This window comes from Polaromonas sp., assembly GCF_013817205.1.
GTDB lineage: Bacteria > Pseudomonadota > Gammaproteobacteria > Burkholderiales > Burkholderiaceae_C > Polaromonas.
On sequence record NZ_JACDDD010000052.1, the window covers coordinates 1 to 20,466 of the forward strand.

Genomic DNA, 20,466 nt, shown 5'->3' on the forward strand with positions numbered 1-20,466 from the left:
GCATGGCTGCAGTGGTGGACAAGCAAAACGCTGGCGACAAGCTGTATCAGCCCATGGCCGGCAACTTCGAGAAGTCTGCCGCGTACCAGGCAGCGTGTGACCTGGTCTTCAAGGGGCTGGAGCAGCCAAGTGGCTATACCGAGCCGCTACTGCATGCCTGGCGGTTGAAGGTCAAGGCCGGGACGTAAGGTTCTGCCCGGTGGACAGGAATTTTGCCCGGCTACTGGACACACTGCGTCTTGTCCCGGTTGGCCGGAAAATTTCTACTGCAGACATCCATAGACATCTCACCGCGATAGGTTATGAGGTCACCGTACGCACCGTGCAACGTGACCTCCTGTCCTTGGCCACGTCCTACGACATGGCGTGCGATGACAGGGAAAAACCTTTCGGATGGACGTGGCTGGCCAATGCCGTACGCCCTGTGCTGGCTGAAATGGATGTGGCGCAAGCGCTCGCTTTCAACCTGTTGCTTCGTGAATGCAAAGACCTGATGCCCCCATCAGTCGTTGATGCTTTGCAACCCTGGTTTGACAAGGCTCAATCAAAGCTGAAGCAAGAAGGCCACGCCAAAGCGTCGCGCTGGCCTCAAAAGATAGCGATTCGGCCGCAGGGGCCGCCACTATTAGCTGCAAAAACCTTGCGCTCAACCATGGACACGGTTTCTGACGCGCTTTTTTCAGAGCGACAAATCAAAGCCGACTACCGTTCTGCGCAGAGTCTGGGTTATCGGCCAGTCCGTCTTCATCCGCTTGGGCTCGTGCGTACAGGATTAATCACGTATCTCGTCGCAACTTTTGGTGATTTTTCAGACCCGCGCCTGCTGGCTCTGCACAGGCTGAAGAGCGTCAAGTTGCTCGACCAGGAAACAGTCACGCCACGCGGCTTCGACCTGAATGAATACCTAGTCCAGGACCGTCTCAACTTTGGCAGCGGCAAACAGATACAGCTATCCCTGCGAATGTTTACGGCGGCGGCAGCGCATCTTCAGGACACGCCTCTTTCCAAAGATCAAACCATCCAACCCGATAAGGACGATAGACGAAAAGTTCTAGTCAGTGCGACAGTCGGGGAGTCACCCCGCCTTGTCTGGTGGCTGCTTGGTTTTGGCAAGCAGGTCGAAGTCCTCGAGCCAGAATCGGTGCGACGGTCCATTGACAATACCTGTAGATATTAAATAAATCGTATTCAATCAACCCGGGCAAGAGCAAGTGTCAAGCCTGAGGAATCACGAAGCTAGCGGCACATGTAATTCAGTGGCGCCCACACCAGCCTTCGCCGACACAGCATCAGCCAACAATTCAAGCGTGAAATTTCGGCCCTTTACTGCATTTAGGCTGCGAGCAGAAGGGTGATGAATGCGGAAACATTTGATTTTTTCATCCAGCATGAATTCCCAAAAATACTCTACGGCGACTCTCTCGGGATAACTTTTAGGGTTTGTACATCTACCACCCTCCCCATGGGGGAAAAACTCGCGTCGATATGGCGCCGAGGCAATGCCGTTTGCGAAAACGATGTAATCTGGTTTCAAAATTTCAAGCTGGGCATTCAGAATTTTTCTTGAAAATTCTTTGACCACAGGAAACACATCATCTCCAGATTTAATGGGCGAACCCTTTTTCTTTCCCCAAGAGAAGCAGAAAAGATTTGAATATATCAAGCCATCCTTGCCTGCTATCTTTTCTACGGCGCGTGTGAAGTCATGAAAACTTAGGCCCCTGCCCTTTTTGCCCAATAGCTCTTTCTTAAAAAAGTTGTTGTGCGTATTCATCGCACTTTTGACATAGGCATCAGTTGTCTCAAATTCGCTCTTTCCCAATGGTTCCCAGCCACGGGTTTCACAACCAATAATCATGACCTTATTTTGGGCGCCGCTATAGTTTTCTGAAACGCTCGATAAAAACAAGCCGGACAGGCCACTCAGCCCGCCCGGCCTCATTTCCGGCTTACCAAGATATCGTGGATCTATGTCTTTCAGAATTTCGCAATATGCATTTTTTAGACGTTCATTTGTCATTTCATCGCCACCCTTTTAGTCCTTGGTTGAACAAGGCAATCTCTGCATCTTAAATGCCTCGTTAGCTACTCCATAAAGCGTCAACTGCTTTTTTGGACTGCCAGCTGATTGAGGCCGCTTTTTCGGAAACAATAATTTCACCACCGACAGCATCAGTCTTTCCAAGCCGCAACCGCTCTTCAAACATCAACGTGACGGTTTCAATAACCCTGCTTCTGAACCACTTCGCCTCAATGCTGTCCATCTTTTCGTCAGAGATTTGAAATCGGTAGATACCGCCGCGCGAAACCGTTGATTTTTCTTCGACAAAAAAATCAAACAGAACTTTTCCGACTACCTGATGGTTGCGACAAAGCTCAACCATTGCGTTCCCCCATTCGGTGTCCTGTAGATACTTCGGCTTGCGTACGGTTGGCAGAACCGTTAGCTTGGTGTAAATCTCGGCAAACAGCGTGGCGCGATCGAGGGCATTCCGCAGGCTGCCCGGAGCTATGCTCGTGTTCAGGTATCTACTCAAGCTGTACAGATCACGCCGCCAACCGGGAAATTTTTTTCGGGCAATGGTCTGCCCATCAATAAGGCGCCCAGCGTAATGGTGCAAATAGAAATTACGCTCGCGCTCCAGCTCCGAGTCGATGTAACGCTTGCTGAACTCAAGATCAATACAAAAAATCTCAGCGTCATAGATGAAGTCGACAAACTGACTCAGAAAATCAGCGAATAGAGGTTTTTCTTCCAAGAAGCTAGCAGTGAGTCCGTGTGCCTCTGCTTGAGTCTCATGAACGGGCCATTGAGGGTTGAAGTGGTGGTGAAAAACGCGTCCTGTCGGCCGACTACCCACCACTTCCACGCAAGCGATCTCTACCAATCGATCACCTGCATAGGCGTTTAACCCGGTTACGTTGATATCGACAAACACCTGTCTTTTCATTTCCATTCCTCCCATTCATAAGGTCGAATTTCCGGCTTTTAGTTTTGCATAGACCTCTGCTAACAACCGCGCGTCTTGCAATGCCCCATGTTGTTGACGGCCAGCGCTCAAGACGCCCAAACGCACACACAAGGCGTCCAAGCTATTCGGCTGCCCCGGAAAGAGGCGTCTGGCAACCAGCAAGCTGTCGGTGACGCTGCTCACGTAGTCGCTTAAACGCCCTCTTTGAACACGTTTTAATTCAGCATTGAGAAACCCCACATCAAAGCGTGCGTTGTGGATGATGACTTCAGCGCCGTGAACGAAGGCCAGTAGTTCGTGAATGAACGTCGAGAACAAAGGCTGTCCTCTCAAGAACAGATTTTCCAGAGCATGTACGGCAAGCGCTTTTTTGCTGATACGGCCCTCTCCGGGTTGCAATAGCGGTGAAACGCGCGCCCTGTTGGCCGGAAGTCCTGAGCCTCAATGCAGCCTATTTCGATAACTCGGTCCCCCTCATGCGGACTTAACCCCGTGGTCTCAACATCCGGAAAAACTTGTAGCGTCATATTTGTTGGCGTGCCCTGTTGAATCCGATGTGCGAATCGCAATGCCAAATTGTTTCTGCATAAAGCGACAAACTCTGTCGCATCAGCGTTCTCCCAGCCGTATTTGCTCGGTTACCTGGTGCGCTAGATTGACCAGGGTGTGGGCTGCTCCAAGGTGCCCGACATCCACAACGTCGGCCTGATGGAAGACCGCGCGACGCTGCGCATCAGCAGCCAGCACATGGCCAACTGGCTGCTGCATGGCGTGGTCAGCCGCGCGCAGGTGAAGGAAACCTTCGAGCGCATGGCTGCAGTGGTGGACAAGCAAAACGCTGGCGACAAGCTGTATCAGCCCATGGCCGGCAACTTCGAGAAGTCTGCCGCGTACCAGGCAGCGTGTGACCTGGTCTTCAAGGGGCTGGAGCAGCCCAGCGGTTATACCGAGCCCCTGCTGCATGCCTGGCGTCTGAAGGTGAAGGCCGGGAGCGCCTGATTTTTGCTCCCAAATTAATAGCTACTTGCGCCCGCCCCACAAGGGCTGAGGCCCAATTTGGCGCTCAAGCTCCGGCGCACGCGGGATCCGCAGCAGCACCTTCGGGTGCCCTTGGTCTTTCTCGGGCGGCCTGGCGTCCCGGACTTCCGTTGCCGTCCTACATCCAACGCGCGACTTGCCGCGTATCTTCAGCAGGCGTCTTTGAAAACGCCAACGCGCTGTGGCGGATTTCACAGACATTAGCAATCCATTGATCAAGGAGCCTTTCATGAAAAAACTACTCATCGCCGCCGGCGTCGCCGTTCTTCTCAGTGCCTGTGCGGGTGGCATGTCCAACAGCCAGATGTCCGGAGGCCCATCGGTCATGGTCGGCGGCGCCGCCATGTTCCCGACCAAAGACATCATTGACAACGCCGTCAACTCCAAAGATCACACGACGCTGGTCGCTGCGGTCAAGGCCGCCGGCCTGGTCGACACGTTGAAATCGCCCGGCCCGTTTACCGTGTTTGCGCCCACCAACGCTGCTTTTGCCGCCTTGCCGCCTGGCGCTGTGGATTCCATGCTCAAGCCCGAAAACAAGTCCATCCTGACCAAGGTGTTGACTGCCCACGTGGTGCCCGGCCGTCTTGACGCTGCCGCGCTGAGCCAGCGTGTGATGGCTGGCAATGGCCGCGCCATGCTGACCACCGCCAGCGGTGACACCCTCGTCGTGACCACCAACGGTTCCAATGTGATGGTGACCGATGAAAAAGGCGGTACCGCCATGGTGACCATTGCCAATGTGTACCAGTCCAACGGCGTGATCCACGTGGTCAACAAGGTACTGGTTCCCAACTAAGCCGCCTCTCGCTGACGCCGCCTCCGGGGCTGGCAGCAGTGCCAGGCCGCCACAAACTGCAACGGTTTGTGGCGGCTTTTTTGCGCGTGGCAAGTGCAGGGCGGCCAGCGGCCGCGGCATCCCCACCCACCCAAGCATCCTTGAAGCCCTTCTGGCATGCTATCAAATTAGTAGCCGCCTACCCTTATCAGTCAAGGGCTACAGGCGTTTTTTCCTCTCAACTCACAGACAAGGTAAAGACGCCCGACCGACCGGGCGCCGCAGCCTGTTCGGGCGGCCAACGGACGCGAAAATGTAAGCAAGGGCCTTATTCGGCGGTTTCGAGGTAGGAATCGTTACAAGATAATTCCAGCCCGACATCGGCGCCGAGCCAGTTCAGCTCACACTGACAGGCCGTGTTGCCAACGGATTTTTGCGAAAAAATTCACTTGGGTTATTACTGCCTTGTCACACAATCTCCCTCCCGGCCCGGCCGCGCGGGCCAGCGTCTTCGAGCGCTGTCTGCAAGAAGCCGCCGACGCCGCCAAGCCCGCGCTGGCAAACTGCATTGACCATGCAGTGGCCGGATTGCAGCTGGCCGAAACCCAAACCATTAAAGTTGCCGAGCGCGACGAGCTCGGCCTGGCCTGGCGGGAGCTGCTCAAACACAAGGACGGCTGGTGCGCGCATTACCCGGGGGAACTGCTCAAGACCTTCGGCAGCGCAAAGCCCTCGGCGCCGGACCTGCGTGTGTTGCCCAAGGCTGCGTTGGCGCAGCCTTCTACTGGTGACGCGGACCTGTTTTCCCTGGTGGATGACGCCGAGGTCGAGGAGAGCATCGAGTCGTCCCGCCTGCTACAGCATGTCTTGCCCGCAGTTGGCCAGGCGCTGGCCGAACTGGATGCGCTGATGAGTTCAGCCCAGGGCCTGTCCCAGGTCAGCCCCGAGTTCAATCCGGTGCGCCCGCAGGTCTACGCGCAGACCCTGCGCGAGATGATGGCCACCGCGCCGGTCGATCCCGCCATGCAGACCCTGTGGGTCAAACACATGGCCGAGCCCATGGGCCGCGAGCTCAAGCGGGTGTATGAAAAGCTGATCAATCTGCTGGAGCTGGCCCAGGTCCGCGCCGCCAGCTACCGCGTGCTGCCGACGCCGGCGTCGCCCGTGCGCGCCAGCAGTCCGGCGCCCCTGGACAGCGCAAACTCACCGAAGGCCGGCGGCGCCCCCACCCGTCCGGTTGGCTTCGGTTATGTGTCAGACGAGCCGATGACCAGGGTGCCGTCGCAGTACGCCGACCTGTCCAACCATGACGTCAAGGACGCGCTGTTCCAGGATTTCCTGGTCCGTGGCGGGAGCCAGGCGGGCCACGGACTGGCGCCTTCCTATTACGCCACCATCGAGGAAGAACTGAGGGCACTCAAGGCCGCACGGGACTCGGCGCCGGCGCCACTGCAGGCGCGTTCCGAGCCGAGTCGCGTCGACGGCGGCCATGATTACCACGGCACCCGCAGCGACCCGACACGGCCCTTGCTGCCGGCCGGCGAGGCGGATGCCGACGAGGACGAAGCCTTAGCCGCACCCGAGAGCGCTTCGCGCATCATCGACGTGCTGAGTCAGCTGAGCTCGCAGGTCTGGGGCGTCTACGGCCGGTCCCGGGAGCGCGCCCTGGTGCGCACGCAGCTCGGGAAGAAGGCCACCCATGTCGGCCAGGTGCTGGGCATGGAAGTGGTGCGTCAGCTCGTCAACCAGGTGGCCCAGGACCCGCGCCTGCTGGTGCCGGTGCGTGAGGCCATCGTGGCGCTGGAGCCTTCGCTGCTTCGCCTGGCCATGGTGGACTCGCGTTTTTTCAGCGAAGAAAATCACCCCGGCCGCCGCCTGATGGAGCGCGTGGTGCAGCGCAGCTTCAAGTACAACAGCGACGTCAGCCCGGAGTTTCAGGGCTTTTTCAGCTCGGTGACCGAAGCCTTCAACAAGCTCAATGCGCTGGAGATCACCGACGCCCGGCCCTTCGGCGACGCATTGGCCGATCTGCAAATCGTCTGGGATACACAAGACCGGGAGGAAAAAGCCCAGCGCAGCAGCATGCGACAGACCATGCAGTTTGCCGAGGAGCGGCAGAGCCAGGCGGACCAGATCGCCTTGGACATGAGCATGCGCGCCGACCTCGACCAGGTGCCCGGCGTGGTGCTGGACTTCCTTTTTGGGCCATGGGCGCTGGTGATGGCCCATGCCCGCCTGACCGACACGCGCCGCCAGATCGACCCCGGCGGTTACGGCTCCCTGGTGAGCGACCTGCTGTGGAGCGTCAAGCCGCAGGTCACCCTGAAACGGCCGGCGCAACTGATAGAAATGATTCCCGCCCTTCTGGCCAAACTGCATGAGGGTCTGGCTTCGCTGGGGCAGGACCCGCGCGAGACCGAGGCGTTTTTCAGCACCATGGAGAAGCTGCACCGCCCGGTGCTCAAGCTGCGGCGCGTGCGCAGCCGCCGCGACGCGGTGGAGTCGGAAGCAGCGCCGCTTGAGGTCGCACTGGCCGATACGAGCGACATGAGCGACATGAGCGACATGAGCGACATGAGCGACATCCTGCCCGCCACACCCGAGCAGCGCAAGGCCAAGGCCGCCGGCCAGCCGTGGATGGCGCCACAGGAGCTCGACGACGCGGGCTTCGAAGAGACGCTTCCCTCGGGGCCGGCCGAACTCGGCGAGGACAGTGCCCCTGACATCAATGACCTGCCGGTGATGGATGAGGCTCGGGCTGACTCTGAGCCGGGGACCGAACCGACCAGTGCCGAGCAAGTGCTGGGCGGCCTGCGCGAAGGCAGCTGGGTGGACCTTCATTCCAGGCGCCGCTGGTTGCGCGCCCAGCTGATCTGGGCCAGCAACCGCGGCAACTTGTTCATGTTTGTCAGCCACGGCGGGCAGCCGCATTCCATGACCAAGCGCAGCTGCGAAAAGCTGATCAGGCAGGGCCTGCTGCGGCCGGTGCAGACCCAGGGCGTGGTTGCACAGGCGCTGGATCAGCTGGTCAAGGAGGCGGCGCCTGTGGAAGCGGGGGACTCTTCTGTTTAGTGGGGTCTGCGGCATCACGCTGCGTCAGCGGTCCTTTCTGGACAGTAGGCCAAACTCCCCACTCCCAACCCCCCGCCCCATTTGGCCGCGTGCGCTGCACTTGCGTGCAAACATGACTGTTCGTTGGGATTCCCGCAGAAGAAGCGCTGCGCGCTTCTTCTGCTCCGAACTTTTGTCCCCGCATCAGTTTCTCCCCCACCCGTCGGGCTGGGCCGAGGAGCGCAGGTGAAGGTGGATCAGGACGGGCGATTGTCTGAGGCGCTAGCCGATTTCGAGCCCGGCCCCACTTTCGGCGAGCACCGGAGGCTGCCCCGGAGCGCAGCGGAGGGGACCCAGACCATCGGGTCGCCTTTTTCTTTGCTTACTTTCTTTTTGGCGACGCAAAAAGAAAGTGAGTTGCCGCCGGGCAACCCCCGGCTTGTTGGCGAACCACACAGCCCGAGGCAAGGGAGGATTGGTCCCCTTCGACAGGCTCAAGATAGGCCGGGCTCAGCCCGAAGGGTGGCAGCCTCGCCATGGACCCCGGATCAAGCGGGCTGAAGCCCGTCCAAGCTTCAGCTCAGCACAACACTGCTCAACCGCCGCCGGTAAGTCGCCACCACCGGATCATCTGGTGGAATCTGCCCGTCGGCGACCTTGACTTTGGGCGGCTCGATGATTTCGAGAATGGAGACAAAGGTCTTGCGCGCCAGCTCCTCGTTCCAGGCCTTGTCGCGCATCAGGATTTCGAGCAGCTCGTCCATCGCCGGCACCCAGCGCTGCTGGCCCATGTGCAACTGTGCCAGCGCATAACGTGACTCGAAATCACGCTTGTTGGCTGAAATTTTGGCATCAAATTCGGCTTGAGCCCCCGCCGGGTCTGCGTGAGCAGCTCCTGATTCGATAGCATCCAACCAGTGCTGCAGCGCCTGGAACTTGCGCACCAGCGCCACCTTGGGCGCAGCCGGCGCAAACGCGGCCTTCGCGTGGTCGAACTGGCCGTGCTGCAGCAGCATCCGCACATAGTCAAACAGCGCGTTGTCGTTGGACGGGTCATTGGCAACAGCGGCTTTGAGCTTTTCCAGCACGGCCGCAGGGCTGCTGTCTTCGGGCTCGGGCACCGCTTCTTCTTCCGCTGGCGGCAGCTCTTCGGCCGGTGGCAGGTGTTTGTCGAGGAACTCCTTGACCTTGCCTTCGGGCAGCGCGCCCTGGAAACCATCGACCGGCTGGCCGTTGATCATCAATATGCAGGTCGGGATGCTGCGGATGCCGAAAGCGGCGCCGAGTTGCTGCTCCTGGTCGGAGTCGATCTTGACCAGCTTGAAGCGGCCGTTGTAGGCGAGCTCCACCTTTTCCAGAATGGGCCCCAGCGACTTGCAGGGCCCGCACCAGGGCGCCCAGAAATCAATCAGCACGGGCGTGGTCATGGAAGCCGTGATGACTTCCGCTTCAAAATTGGCAATGGTGACGTCGATCATGATGCTGGGAAGATAGGGTTGGATCAGAGGAGTTTCAACAGGCAAGCGTGTGCCGCGCAGGGAGGGTAGCACGCGTCGCGGGTTCCTAGGGCTGCCCAGACCGTAAAATCCTCCGCTGGCATCGAACGATTGGCGGCATAGACGGCACAGACGGCCCGAAAGGCAACACATGACAACAACACAAGATCAACAAGCGCCGCTGGTGGGGGTGGTGATGGGCTCCAGCAGCGACTGGGCCACCATGCAACATGCGGTGCAGATCCTGAAGCAGTTCGGCGTGGCGCACGAGGCCCGTGTGGTGTCTGCGCACCGCATGCCCGACGAGTTGTTTGCCTATGCCGAGCAGGCGGCCGGGCGCGGCCTGCAGGCCATCATTGCCGGCGCCGGCGGCGCCGCTCACCTGCCGGGCATGCTGGCCGCCAAAACGGCGGTGCCCATTTTGGGTGTGCCCGTGGCCAGCAACCATCTGCAGGGTGTCGATTCGCTGCACAGCATTGTGCAAATGCCCAAGGGCGTGCCAGTTGCCACTTTTGCCATCGGCAACGCCGGTGCCGCCAACGCCGCGCTGTTTGCCGTGGCCATGCTGGCCACCCATGATCAGACGTTGGCCGACAAGCTGCAGGCCTTTCGCGCTGAACAGACCGCTGCCGCGCGCGCCATGACGCTTCCTCCCGCGTGATACCAGGATGAGTTTTTCGCCGATTTTTCCAGGCGCCGTCGATGTATCGGGCCAGCCTGCCACCCTGGGTGTCATGGGCGGCGGCCAGCTGGGCCGCATGTTTGTGCACGCGGCTCAGCGCCTGGGGTACTTCACCGCTGTGCTGGACCCGGACCCGCAAAGCCCGGCCGGACGGGTCAGCCACCACCACATTCAGACCGCTTACAACAACGACAAGGGGCTGCAGCAACTGGCTTCGCTGTGCGCCGCCGTCACCACCGAATTTGAAAACGTGCCGGCCGATGCCCTGCAGGCGCTGGCGGTCAGCCGACCGGTGGCGCCCGGCGCAGCAGCGGTGGCGATAGCGCAGAACCGCATCGAGGAAAAAGCCCACTTCACGGCCAGCGCCGGTGTGGCGGGGGTGACCTGTGCGCCTTACGCCGTGATCGAAACGCCGGCACAACTGATGGCCGTGCCGGCCGAGCTGTTGCCCGGTATCCTGAAAACCGCGCGCATGGGTTACGACGGCAAGGGCCAGGTGCGCGTTGCCGACATGGCCGAGCTGGCAGTAGCCTGGGCCGATTTGAAGGGTGTGGCCTGCGTGCTGGAAAAGCTGCTGCCGCTGAAGGCCGAGTGTTCGGTGATTGTGGCGCGCGGCTGGGACGGCACCGTCACCGGCTTTGCGCCGCAACGCAATGTGCATGTGGGCGGCATCCTGGCGGTGACCGCCGCTTATGAGGGAAATATGCCTTCAGCCCTTGCACAGCGGGCGCGAACAGCTACGAAATTGATAGCAAATCACATCGGCTACGTCGGCGTGTTGTGCGTGGAGTTTTTTGTGATTGACGACGGCAGCGCCGACGGCGCGCTGGTGGTCAACGAAATGGCGCCGCGCCCGCACAACAGCGGCCACTACACGATGGACGCCTGCGATGTCTCGCAGTTCGACCTGCAGGTGCACGCCATGGCCGGTTTGCCGCTGCCTGCGCCGCGCCAGCATTCGCCGGCCATCATGTTGAACCTGCTCGGTGATGTGTGGTTTGACGCGGCGGGCGAGCCGCGCACGCCCGACTGGCAGGCGGTGCTGGCGTTGCCCGGCACCCACCTGCACCTGTACGGCAAGCTTGAAGCCCGGCCCGGACGCAAGATGGGTCACCTCAACATCACCGGCGCGGACATCGCCAGCGTCAAGGCGGTGGCGCGCCAGGTTGCCAACATCTTGTCGCTGCCCGGACTGGACGCGCTGGAATGATCCGCGACGGACGGGATCCGGCGGCCATTGCCGAAGCGGCCCGCGTGATCCGCGCCGGCGGCCTGATCGGTTTTGCCACCGAAACGGTGTACGGCCTGGGCGCGGACGCGTCCAGCGACACGGCGGTGGCCGGCATCTTTGCCGCCAAAGGCCGGCCCAGCGACCACCCGCTGATCGTGCATGTGGCTGAGCCGGCGCAGGTGGCGCAATACGCCATGAATGTTCCGCCGTTTGCCAGCCGTTTGATGAAAGCCTTGTGGCCCGGCCCGCTGACCGTGATTCTTACGCGCAAGCCCGGCGTCGCCGCAGCGGCCGCCGGCGGGCAGGACTCCATCGGCCTGCGCTGCCCGGCCCATCCGGTGGCGCAAGCGCTGCTGAAAGCCTGCGCCACCGGGGTGGCCGCGCCCAGTGCCAACCGTTTCGGGCGCGTCAGCCCGACCACCGCGCAGCATGTTGCCGACGAATTCGGTGATGATTTGCTGGTGCTCGACGGCGGGCCCTGCGAGGTCGGCATCGAGTCCAGCATCGTCGACTGCACGCGCGGCCGGCCGGTGCTGCTGCGCCCCGGCGTGTTCACGCGCGCGCAACTCGAAGCCGCCTGCGGCGAGGCGGTGCTGGACGATGACGATCTGCTGGAGGCCGCCGCCCCACGCGCCTCGGGCACGCTGGCCTCGCACTACGCGCCCGATGCCAGGGTCCGCCTGATGGACGCCGAGGCCATCCAGGCCGCGCTGGACCTGCTGGGTGCCGACGCTGCCCACATCGCGGTGTATGCGCGGTCCATGGTGCGCATCAAGTCAGACAAAGTGGTCTATCGCCGCATGCCCGACGACGCACTGGCCACGGCGCAGCAACTGTTTGCGGTGCTGCGCAGCTTCGACGCGCAAGGTGTGAAGCTGATCTGGATCGAACACCCGCCGCTGACGGTCGAATGGGACGGTGTGCGCGACCGGCTGGGTCGGGCAGCTGCGGATTGACGCAGCGCGCCGTGACAGTGCATAGTCAGCACGCTCCCGCTGCGCGCCGCACGACGAGCATTCATTTCCTGAAAGCGCTTCCATGACCTCTCCCCTAGCCGCCGGCGCCACCCCAGCCATCGCTGCACTGCTGCAGCAACTGCGAGACGGCAGGGAACCCGACGCGGCAGCGCAGGAAATCCTGCGCATCACCGCCGCACTGGAAGCCAGGCTGCGCCAGCGTGATGCCGATGTGGCGGCGGCCATCAAGGAGCTGGAGTCGTTTTCGTATTCGGTCTCGCACGACCTGCGCGCGCCGCTGAGCACCATCGACGGCTTCAGCCGCCTGCTGGAAGGCTCCTCGGCCAAGGGCGATGCCGAGCGCAGCAAACATTATTTGCAACGGCTCCGGCTGGGCGTGGCCAATATCAACGAGCTGATTGCGGCGCTGCTGATGCTGTCGCGCCTGTTGCGCGCGCCCCTGATGCCGCAGCCGGTAGACCTTGGCGCGCTGGCGCAGGCCGCGCTGGCAGCCCTGCAGGCAGGCGAACCCGAGCGGCTGACGCAGCTCGATGTGCAGGCCGGGCTGATGGCGCCGGGTGATCCGGCGCTGCTCAAGCAGTTGATGGACAACCTGACCGGCAACGCCTGGAAGTTCAGCGCCAAAAAGGACAAAACCGTCATCACGGTGGGCAGCCAGGCCGGCGCCGATGGCGAAACCGTTTACTTTGTGCAAGACAAGGGCGCCGGCTTCGACATGGACCATGCCGAAAAGCTGTTCGGCATCTTCCAGCGCATGCACGTCACGACCGACTTTCCGGGCCTGGGTGCGGGGCTGGCGATGTCCGAGCGCATCGTGACGCGGCACGGTGGGCGGATCTGGGCGGAAGCCACAGTTGATGAGGGCGCAACGATTTATTTCACGCTGGGAAACAGCGCCGCCTGACGGCCTGAGGCGGCCAGCGCTCAGGAGGGCTGCCTATACCTGTGCTTCATCAGCAGGATGGCCAGTGCCAAGGCCAGCGTGACGGCGTTGGCGGCAACAATGGGCCAGGCACGCAGAACGAAGCCGTAACCCAGCCACAAGGCCACGCCCAGCGTGAACACGCTGTACATCCCGGCAGAGATACCGCTGACATCCTTTGTCTTGAAGGTGTGCCAGGCCTGCGGTATGAAGCTCAGCGTGGTCAGGCAGGCGGCGCTGTAGCCGAGTAGATCAGTCCAGTCGTTCATTGTTTGGATGAAGCTTGCTGCTTGTGTTGAATCTGCAGCGCCTTAGCGCTCCTGTACCGCCCACTGTATCAACGCATCCAGCGCAGGCCGAGCCGCAACGGCATTCGGGTGGTTGACGATGCCGACCACGACGTAGCGCGCACCACCGACACCGTTGGCATAACCAGCGACCGCCGTCACGTCGCGCAGTGTGCCGGTCTTGATGAAGGCCTGGCCAGCGACGGTTTTGGCGCGCTCGCGCATCGTGGCGTCCATGCCGGCGACGGGCAGCGAGTCCAGCAGGTCCTGCGCGACGCGGCTTTGCAAGGCGTGCTGCAACATGGCCGCCAGACTGGCGGCGGTGACGCGTTCAATGCGGCTCAAGCCCGAGCCGTTGTCCATCACCGGCGCCGGCTGCTGGGGCAGCGACTTCTTCCACCAGGCGATCAGCGCAGCCCGGCCGGTCGCGGGCGAGGCCTGGTAGAGCTGCCCCGCCGGCGAGCGCTGGCTCAGCGTGAGGAACAGGTGCCTGGCCATCACGTTGTTGGAGTACTTGTTGACGTCGCGCACGATCTCGCGCAGCGGCAGCGAAGGCGCGTCCAGGCGCAGCGGGGGCTTCTCGCCCGACAGCGTGCCGCGCGCGCGCAGCAGCGCCAGCTCGGGCGCCGTGGCGTCGCGCACCGTGCCGGTCAGCAGGCCACCCATGGCGCGCCAGGAACCCTCGATGGCGCGCGCCGCAAAACTCTGCGGGTCCGGGTAAGCACTGGGCCAGACACGTTCACCGCAGGCCGCCGAATAACTGCCGGTAAATTGCAGGCGATTCGGGTTGTCCACGCTGGCGCGCAGCTCACTGCGCCAGTCGCCGCAGCGCGCGGCCCGCGCCAGCGACACACTGTCGTCGATCATGATGCCGGCCAGCGGCGGCTCGACCGCGACCAGCGCGCGGTTGTTCTGCGGGTCGGGCGTGAAACGCATGACCATCGACTTGAAGTTGATCAGCAGCGCGTCGGGGCTGGCGTTGTAGGGCCGCAGCGGCTCCCCGTCGAACTCGGCCGCGTCCTGCGCCGACGGCTGGAAAGCGCTGCGGTCCAGCACGATGTCGCCGCGCACGACTTTCACGCCGCTGTACTGGATCTGCGCCAGCAGGGCCTGCAGGCGCTCGACCACCATCTTGGGGTCGCCGCCGCCACGCACGATGAGGTTGCCGGTCAGCACACCGTCGGCAATGCTGCCGTCCATCAACACACGGGTCTTCCAGGTGAAGTCGGGGCCCAGCAGGTCCAGCGCGGCATAGGTGGTTACCAGTTTCATCACCGAAGCGGGGTTCATCGCTTCGGTAGTGCGGTGGGCCAGACGCGGCGGCTGATTGCCTGTGGCGTCCACCACCAGCAGCGTCACCGCGTCTGTCGGAACCTGCGCGCGGCTCAGGGCCTTGGCAATCGCCTCTGGCAGCACCGGTTTGGCGGCTCTGGCGGCGGCCGGGGCCTTCTGGGCCAGACCCCAGCCCGGCTGCAGGGCCAGGGCGGTGATCAGCAACAGCCGGGTGGAAAGGAAGTTCACAGACATGCCCTGATTATCCGCGCAGGGCGGCTGTACGCGGCTCTGCACGGATAATCAGGGCATGCGTTTTTCCCCCAAGACCGTGGGCGTGCTCGCTGCCGTCGTGACGGTGGCGATCTGGACCTCCTTCATCGTGATTGCCCGCGCCACTGCGCACCGGGGCTTGACCCCGCTGGACATCTGCCTGCTGCGTTTTGCCGGCGCTGCGTTGGTACTGCTGCCCTGGGGTGCCTGGCTGGTGTGGAAGCGCGCGCGTGATGCAGCGCCCGGCGTGGCGCCGCCAAGTTGGCTGGGGCTGTCGCCGCTGGGCTTCAAGCTGACCGCCCTAATCGGCATGGTGGGCGGTGTCGGTTATGCCTGCCTGGCCTACAGCGGTTTTTATTTCGCGCCGGCCGCGCATGCCTCGGTGCTGCTGCCCGGCACGCTGCCACTGAGCACCACGCTGATGGCGGTGCTGATCCTCAAGGACCGCGTGACGCCGGTGCGCGCCATCGGCCTGGGCCTTATTTTTCTCGGCGATGTGTTGGTCGGCGGTGCCAGCCTGCTGCAAGCATGGCTGCAGCCGGGCAGCGAGGTCTGGAAGGGCGATCTGCTGTTTTTGAGCGCGTCCACCTGCTGGGCCGTGTATTCGGTGCTGGTGCGCAAACACGCGCTGCAGGCAGTGCAGGCGACGATTGCGATCAGCGTGTTTGCGTTCTTGGCCTATGTACCGGCCTACAGCCTGCTGGCCTATTCAGGCGCCATTGCCAGCAAACTGGCCACCGCGCCCTGGGGCGAGATTGTTTTCCAGATGATGTTCCAGGGCATGGGCTCGGTGGTCATTTCGGGCATCACTTTCACCAAGATGGTCCAGCACTTCGGTCCGGTACGTTCGACCATGATCACCGCCGTGGTGCCCGGCCTGTCGGCGCTCGGCGCGGTGATCTTCCTCGGCGAGCCCTTGCACTGGAACTTGCTGGCCGGGCTGGCGCTGGTGACCGTGGGTATTGTGTTCGGCGTGCGGGTGCAGGCACGGCGGGCCGTCGCCTCTGCTATTGCTCCTGATTTGATAGCTGCTGACGCTCGTCCTACAAGGGCCAAGGCCTGATTTGATTGCCAACTCATGAAACTCCTGGCCTTCGACACCAGCACCGAAATTTTGTCGGTGGCCGTGAGCGACGGCGAGCGCGTGTGGCAGCACACGGGGCCCGGCGCAGCGCAGGCGTCCAGCACGCTGATCCCGACCGTGCTGGACCTGCTGGCACAGGCCGGTTTGCGGATGGATGCGCTGGACGCGTTGGTGTTCGGGCGCGGGCCGGGCTCCTTCACCGGCCTGCGCACCGCCTGCTCGGTGGCACAGGGCCTGGCGTTGGGTGCGAAGCTGCCGGTGCTGCCACTGGACACTTTGCTGGCAGTCGCTGAAGAAGCGCGCTTGCGGCACCAGCCCGATGCGACCACGCTGCAGCTCACCGCGCTGCTCGATGCGCGCATGGACGAGATGTATGTGCAGCGCTTCGCCTGGGCCGCTGGCGTGTGGACGGCGCTAGATGCCTGCACGCTGTGCCGGCCTGAAAACCTTGTGCCGGGCGCTGGCGACACGCTGCTGGCCGGCAATGTGTTCAAGGTCTATGCGGGCCGTTTGCCAGCCTGGCCGGCGGCGCAATGTGTTGAAGCGCTGCCGACAGCGACCGCCATGTTGCGGCTGGCGCCGGCGCTGCTGGCGGCGGGCCACGGCGTGGGCGCGGATCAGGCGCTGCCACTGTATGTGCGCGATAAAGTAGCATTGACCACCGAAGAGCGCGCCGTGGTCAAGGCCAGGGCCGCGCTCGCCACCCCGACATGAACGCTGTTCTCCAACCCGCCGAAGCCCGATTCGAGCCCATGACCGCTGCATGGTTCGAAGCGGTGCTGCGTGTGGAAAACAGCGCCTATGCCCATCCCTGGAGCCAGGGCAACTTCAGCGATTCGCTTGACGCCGGTTACCAGGCGCAGGTGCTGGCCGGCGGCCCGGAAGGCGCCAGCGAGCTGCTCGGGTATTTTGTGGCGATGAAGGGTGTGGACGAGGTGCATTTGCTCAACATCACGGTAGCGCCCGCACACCAGCGCCAGGGCTGGGCCCGCGTGATGCTCGACGCGCTGGCACTCTGGTCGCGCGGACAGGGCGCCCTGTGGCTGTGGCTGGAGGTGCGCATGAGCAACGAGCGCGCGCGCGCCGTGTATGAACAGTACGGTTTCCGCCATGTCGGCTCCCGGCGCCAGTACTACCCGGCGGCGAACGGCCAGCGCGAAGACGCGGTGGTCATGAGCCTGGGCCTGTCATGAGCCTGGACCTCGACAAACGTCAGCGCGCCATGCTGCGCGAGATGGGCGTGCGCCTCTGGCAGCCGCCACCGGCGGACGCGGCAACGGGCCCAGGTGCTATTGATTCAGTAGCTACTGGCGTCCGCCCCACAAGGGCTGAGGCCCAATTTGATACGGAAACCGGGCGCCCACCTGCCGCACCCGTGCCTGCAGCCCGCCCCCCGCAGGCCGCCGCGGCGCCGGTCGCCCGTGCACCTGCAGCGCCTGCGCCCGGCCTGCAGCCGCGCCCCGATGGCATCGAGCTGATGGCCTGGCCGGCGCTGCAGGCAGCTGTCGCGGGCTGCCGCGCCTGCGCGCTGTGCACCAGCCGCAAAAACACCGTGTTTGGCATCGGCCCCGCCGCTGGTGACGTGTTACCCACCGTGGACTGGCTGGTGGTCGGTGAGGCGCCCGGTGAACACGAAGACATCGCGGCCGAACCTTTTGTCGGCCAGGCCGGCAAGCTGCTCGACAATATGCTGCTGGCCATGCGCCTGCAGCGCGGTAGCGACGAGGCGGCGCGGCCGGGCGTGGCGAAGAATGTGTTCATCACCAATGTGCTCAAGTGCCGCCCACCGGCCAACCGCAACCCCGAGCCGGCAGAAGTGGCCCAGTGCGAGCCATACCTGAAGCGTCAGGTCGAGTTGCTGCAACCGAAGATGATCCTCGCGCTGGGCAAGTTCGCTGCGCAGTCGCTGCTGCAGGACAGCGTGCCGGAGGTGCACAAAATTCCGCTCGGCAAATTGCGTGGCCAAGTGCACAGCTACCTCGGCGTGCCGGTGGTGGTGAGTTACCACCCCGCCTATTTGCTGCGCAGCCTGGGCGACAAGGCCAAGGCCTGGGACGACCTCTGTCTCGCCATGAGTGTGGCCCCCACGCTCACTCACTCCGTGTAGTTCGCGGCCACCCGGGGGGGGCCGCTGCGCCTGCGGGCCGGCAAAGCCGGACCCGCGGCCCCTGCTGGCAAGAAGAGTCCTGCTGTGTGTTACTTGCGTGTGGGCGCCAGCACCGAGGCAATCGCCACCACCATCAACACGACGGCGGCCCAGTCCTGCCAGTGCAGCACCTCGCCCAGGCCCAGCGCGCCCGAAAACACGCCGAGGATCGGAATCATCATCACACTCAGGGTAGAGGCAATCGGTGGCAGGCTGCGCGCCAGAAAAAACCAGGCCGCGTGGGCAAAACCGAAAATGATCACCGCGTTGTAAAGAATCGAGGCCCAGCTCACGGCCGAAGGCGCTTTCCACTGCGGCATCTCGAAGGCTGCACTCAGCCCCGCCATCACCACCGCCGTCAAGACGGTCATCCAGAAGGAAATCGTCAGCGTGGCCACTGGCATGGTGGTGTTGCGCAGCTTTTGCGTGCCGACGGCCCAGGTCGCCGCAGCCACCAGCGCGCAGAGCACACCAACCGGCCGGCCCGACAGGTTGGTGAGTTCGTGCCACAGCAGCAGCGACACGCCCAGCGCGGCTGCCGCCACGCCGAACCAGCTGCGCCGCTGCAACTGGTTGCCGAAAAACCAGGCGCCAATCAGGGCCGAGAAAATCGGCATGGTGTAGCCCAGGATGGCGGCACGCCCGCTGCTCAGATTCTTGACCGCCAGAATGATCAGCCCGTGCCAGACAAACATGTTGGCAAAGGCCAGCCAGAACAGCTCGCGGTACTTGTCTCGCGGCACAAAAAACGGCACTTTCATCAACACCATGGCCAGCCCCAGCACCGGAATACCCAGCCAGATCGACAGCGCCCGGAAGGTCAGCGGCGGGAAGTCGGCGACGCCGACTTTCATGATGGGCCAGTTGATGCCCCAGGCCAGTGTCAGCAGGACCAGCAGGACCAGTTGTTGGCGGCTCAGTTGCATGTGGGACAAGGGAAGAAGGTGAGAGGTGCCGCTATTGTCCGGGCAGAAGGGAAATCCTGCAGCGACGGCTATGAGAATCTCCGGCTCTAACCAGCAGGGGCCGCGCGCAGGCGCAGCGCCCCCTCGGGGAGCAGGAAGCTACACGAAGTGAGCGATCGTGGGGGCTAAAATGCTCTATGACTTTCCTCGAGATGCTGGGTGCGGCAGAGCGCCAGAACCAATCGATGCTGTGTGTGGGCCTGGACCCGGACCCGCTGAAGTTTCCGGATCGCTACAAGGGCGACTCGAACAAGATCTACGACTTCTGCGCCGCCATCGTCGACGCCACCGCCGACCTGTCGATTGCCTTCAAGCCGCAGATTGCCTACTTTGCGGCGCACCGCGCCGAAGGCCAGCTCGAGCGCCTGATGGAACACATGCGCCGCGTCGCGCCGCAGGTGCCCATCATCCTCGACGCCAAACGCGGCGACATCGGCAGCACCGCCGAGCAGTACGCGGTCGAGGCTTTCGAGCGTTACGGCGCCGATGCGGTGACCCTGTCGCCTTTCATGGGCTTTGATTCGGTCGCACCCTATTTGAAGCACGCGGGCAAGGGCGCATTTTTGCTGTGCCGCACCTCCAACCCCGGGGGTGACGATTTGCAGAGCCAGCGTTTTTCTTCGGTCGAAGGCCAGCCGCTGCTCTACGAACATGTGGCGCGGCTGGCGCAGGGTCCTTGGAACCTGAACGGCCAGCTCGGTCTGGTGGTCGGCGCGACCTATCCGGCCGAGATCGAACGTGTGCGCCTGGTCGCACCGACCCTGCCGCTGCTGATTCCTGGCGTGGGCGCACAGGGCGGCGATGCGGTGGCCACGGTCAAGGCCGGCTGGCGCCCGGGTGCGCCCATCATCGTGAATTCCTCGCGCGCCATCATCTACGCGTCATCCGGCGATGATTTCGCCGAAGCCGCGCGGCGCGAGGCAATACGCACGCGGGATCTGCTGCAGGCCGCACGCGCCTGATTTCTTAAGATTTTCAGGGCTCCAGCCCCCGGCTGGCGTGCGTAGGTAGCTATTGAATTCATAGCTTTGCCTGTCATCCCGGAATCCATGTTGGCAAGTTCGAGCCGTATGGTGTGCCGACAAGCCGGGGGTTGCCCGGCGGCAACTCACTTTCTTTTTGCGTCGCCAAAAAGAAAGTAAGCAAAGAAAAAGGCGACCCGATGGTCTGGGTCCCGCAGCGATGCTGCGGGCAGCCTGCGGTGCTCCCCGAAAACGGGGTCGAGCTCGAACTCGTCTTCGGCTCAGACAATCGCTCGTCCTGATCCGTTTTCGGCTGCGCTCCTCGGCCCA

General features: G+C 62.8%; 21 protein-coding genes and 1 pseudogene. 14 read left to right on the top strand and 8 right to left on the bottom strand.

Annotated elements, in window-relative coordinates:
- Both H0W47_RS12510 and H0W47_RS12515 read left to right on the top strand, forming a co-directional pair.
- The coding region (locus H0W47_RS12510; protein WP_296924802.1) for a hypothetical protein at nucleotides 1–188 on the top strand (188 nt) is incomplete at its 5' end.
- A 155-nt stretch (nucleotides 189–343) separates the two neighbouring features.
- The gene (locus H0W47_RS12515; RefSeq protein WP_296924805.1) at nucleotides 344–1,177 is read left to right on the top strand and encodes a WYL domain-containing protein; all 834 of its coding nucleotides are present in this window, start codon (nucleotides 344–346) and stop codon (nucleotides 1,175–1,177) included.
- A gap of 51 nt (nucleotides 1,178–1,228) precedes the next feature.
- On the opposite strand, the gene H0W47_RS12520 is transcribed toward H0W47_RS12515, so the two are convergent.
- From H0W47_RS12520 to H0W47_RS18645, 4 genes are all read right to left on the bottom strand, one after another.
- Nucleotides 1,229–2,020, bottom strand: coding sequence for a hypothetical protein (locus H0W47_RS12520; protein WP_296924807.1), 792 nt, complete (start codon nucleotides 2,018–2,020; stop codon nucleotides 1,229–1,231).
- 61 nt (nucleotides 2,021–2,081) lie between these two features.
- The gene (locus H0W47_RS12525) at nucleotides 2,082–2,951 is read right to left on the bottom strand and encodes an exonuclease domain-containing protein (protein ID WP_296924808.1); all 870 of its coding nucleotides are present in this window, start codon (nucleotides 2,949–2,951) and stop codon (nucleotides 2,082–2,084) included.
- A 15-nt stretch (nucleotides 2,952–2,966) separates the two neighbouring features.
- Nucleotides 2,967–3,371 (bottom strand): exonuclease domain-containing protein, encoded by a 405-nt coding sequence (locus H0W47_RS12530; RefSeq protein ID WP_296924811.1) that lies wholly within the window; start codon nucleotides 3,369–3,371, stop codon nucleotides 2,967–2,969.
- Nucleotides 3,302–3,499 carry an exonuclease domain-containing protein gene (locus H0W47_RS18645; RefSeq protein WP_367265341.1) on the bottom strand — a complete coding sequence of 66 codons (198 nt, stop codon included), beginning with the start codon at nucleotides 3,497–3,499 and terminating at the stop codon, nucleotides 3,302–3,304. The genes H0W47_RS12530 and H0W47_RS18645 overlap by 70 nt, the downstream gene beginning before the upstream one ends.
- Nucleotides 3,500–3,602: 103 nt before the next feature.
- On the opposite strand from H0W47_RS18645, the pseudogene H0W47_RS12535 reads away from it, so the two are divergent.
- The 3 genes and pseudogenes from H0W47_RS12535 to H0W47_RS12545 all read left to right on the top strand — a co-directional run.
- A pseudogene (locus H0W47_RS12535) lies at nucleotides 3,603–3,971 on the top strand (malate synthase G); the annotation flags it as partial.
- Nucleotides 3,972–4,239: 268 nt separating this feature from the next.
- The gene (locus H0W47_RS12540; RefSeq protein WP_296924813.1) at nucleotides 4,240–4,809 is read left to right on the top strand and encodes a fasciclin domain-containing protein; all 570 of its coding nucleotides are present in this window, start codon (nucleotides 4,240–4,242) and stop codon (nucleotides 4,807–4,809) included.
- A 444-nt stretch (nucleotides 4,810–5,253) separates the two neighbouring features.
- Nucleotides 5,254–7,860 (top strand): DUF1631 family protein, encoded by a 2,607-nt coding sequence (locus H0W47_RS12545; RefSeq protein WP_296924815.1) that lies wholly within the window; start codon nucleotides 5,254–5,256, stop codon nucleotides 7,858–7,860.
- Nucleotides 7,861–8,414: 554 nt separating this feature from the next.
- Here H0W47_RS12545 and trxA read toward each other — a convergent pair.
- Nucleotides 8,415–9,317: a thioredoxin gene (gene trxA / locus H0W47_RS12550; RefSeq protein ID WP_296924863.1), complete on the bottom strand. Its 903-nt coding sequence runs from the start codon at nucleotides 9,315–9,317 to the stop codon at nucleotides 8,415–8,417.
- 169 nt (nucleotides 9,318–9,486) lie between these two features.
- Between trxA and purE the strand changes: the two genes are divergently transcribed.
- From purE to H0W47_RS12570, 4 genes are all read left to right on the top strand, one after another.
- Nucleotides 9,487–9,996 (top strand): 5-(carboxyamino)imidazole ribonucleotide mutase, encoded by a 510-nt coding sequence (gene purE, locus H0W47_RS12555; RefSeq protein ID WP_296924817.1) that lies wholly within the window; start codon nucleotides 9,487–9,489, stop codon nucleotides 9,994–9,996.
- A gap of 7 nt (nucleotides 9,997–10,003) precedes the next feature.
- Nucleotides 10,004–11,227 carry a 5-(carboxyamino)imidazole ribonucleotide synthase gene (locus H0W47_RS12560; protein WP_296924820.1) on the top strand — a complete coding sequence of 408 codons (1,224 nt, stop codon included), beginning with the start codon at nucleotides 10,004–10,006 and terminating at the stop codon, nucleotides 11,225–11,227.
- Nucleotides 11,224–12,204: an L-threonylcarbamoyladenylate synthase gene (locus H0W47_RS12565; RefSeq protein ID WP_296924823.1), complete on the top strand. Its 981-nt coding sequence runs from the start codon at nucleotides 11,224–11,226 to the stop codon at nucleotides 12,202–12,204. Before H0W47_RS12560 ends, H0W47_RS12565 begins: the two co-directional genes overlap by 4 nt.
- Before the next feature lie 82 nt (nucleotides 12,205–12,286).
- Nucleotides 12,287–13,129, top strand: coding sequence for an ATP-binding protein (locus H0W47_RS12570; RefSeq protein ID WP_296924826.1), 843 nt, complete (start codon nucleotides 12,287–12,289; stop codon nucleotides 13,127–13,129).
- Nucleotides 13,130–13,149: 20 nt separating this feature from the next.
- Here H0W47_RS12570 and H0W47_RS12575 read toward each other — a convergent pair whose 3' ends face one another.
- The gene (locus tag H0W47_RS12575) at nucleotides 13,150–13,416 is read right to left on the bottom strand and encodes a SemiSWEET family sugar transporter (RefSeq protein ID WP_296924829.1); all 267 of its coding nucleotides are present in this window, start codon (nucleotides 13,414–13,416) and stop codon (nucleotides 13,150–13,152) included.
- A 42-nt stretch (nucleotides 13,417–13,458) separates the two neighbouring features.
- The gene (gene dacB, locus H0W47_RS12580; RefSeq protein WP_296924831.1) at nucleotides 13,459–14,961 is read right to left on the bottom strand and encodes a D-alanyl-D-alanine carboxypeptidase/D-alanyl-D-alanine-endopeptidase; all 1,503 of its coding nucleotides are present in this window, start codon (nucleotides 14,959–14,961) and stop codon (nucleotides 13,459–13,461) included.
- 55 nt (nucleotides 14,962–15,016) lie between these two features.
- On the opposite strand from dacB, the gene H0W47_RS12585 reads away from it, so the two are divergent.
- From H0W47_RS12585 to H0W47_RS12600, 4 genes are read left to right on the top strand one after another with little or no spacing between them, the layout of a single operon-like run.
- Nucleotides 15,017–16,042 carry a DMT family transporter gene (locus H0W47_RS12585; RefSeq protein ID WP_296924834.1) on the top strand — a complete coding sequence of 342 codons (1,026 nt, stop codon included), beginning with the start codon at nucleotides 15,017–15,019 and terminating at the stop codon, nucleotides 16,040–16,042.
- 15 nt (nucleotides 16,043–16,057) lie between these two features.
- Complete coding sequence (tsaB, locus tag H0W47_RS12590) at nucleotides 16,058–16,777, top strand: tRNA (adenosine(37)-N6)-threonylcarbamoyltransferase complex dimerization subunit type 1 TsaB (protein ID WP_296924837.1); 720 nt, start codon at nucleotides 16,058–16,060, stop codon at nucleotides 16,775–16,777.
- The gene (rimI, locus tag H0W47_RS12595; protein WP_296924840.1) at nucleotides 16,774–17,256 is read left to right on the top strand and encodes a ribosomal protein S18-alanine N-acetyltransferase; all 483 of its coding nucleotides are present in this window, start codon (nucleotides 16,774–16,776) and stop codon (nucleotides 17,254–17,256) included. The genes tsaB and rimI overlap by 4 nt, the downstream gene beginning before the upstream one ends.
- The gene (locus H0W47_RS12600; protein WP_296924842.1) at nucleotides 17,253–18,170 is read left to right on the top strand and encodes a uracil-DNA glycosylase; all 918 of its coding nucleotides are present in this window, start codon (nucleotides 17,253–17,255) and stop codon (nucleotides 18,168–18,170) included. The genes rimI and H0W47_RS12600 overlap by 4 nt, the downstream gene beginning before the upstream one ends.
- 89 nt (nucleotides 18,171–18,259) lie before the next feature.
- On the opposite strand, the gene H0W47_RS12605 is transcribed toward H0W47_RS12600, so the two are convergent.
- Nucleotides 18,260–19,135 carry a DMT family transporter gene (locus H0W47_RS12605; RefSeq protein WP_296924844.1) on the bottom strand — a complete coding sequence of 292 codons (876 nt, stop codon included), beginning with the start codon at nucleotides 19,133–19,135 and terminating at the stop codon, nucleotides 18,260–18,262.
- A 176-nt stretch (nucleotides 19,136–19,311) separates the two neighbouring features.
- Between H0W47_RS12605 and pyrF the strand changes: the two genes are divergently transcribed.
- Nucleotides 19,312–20,136 (top strand): orotidine-5'-phosphate decarboxylase, encoded by an 825-nt coding sequence (pyrF, locus tag H0W47_RS12610; protein ID WP_296924847.1) that lies wholly within the window; start codon nucleotides 19,312–19,314, stop codon nucleotides 20,134–20,136.
- Nucleotides 20,137–20,466 lie beyond the last annotated feature (330 nt).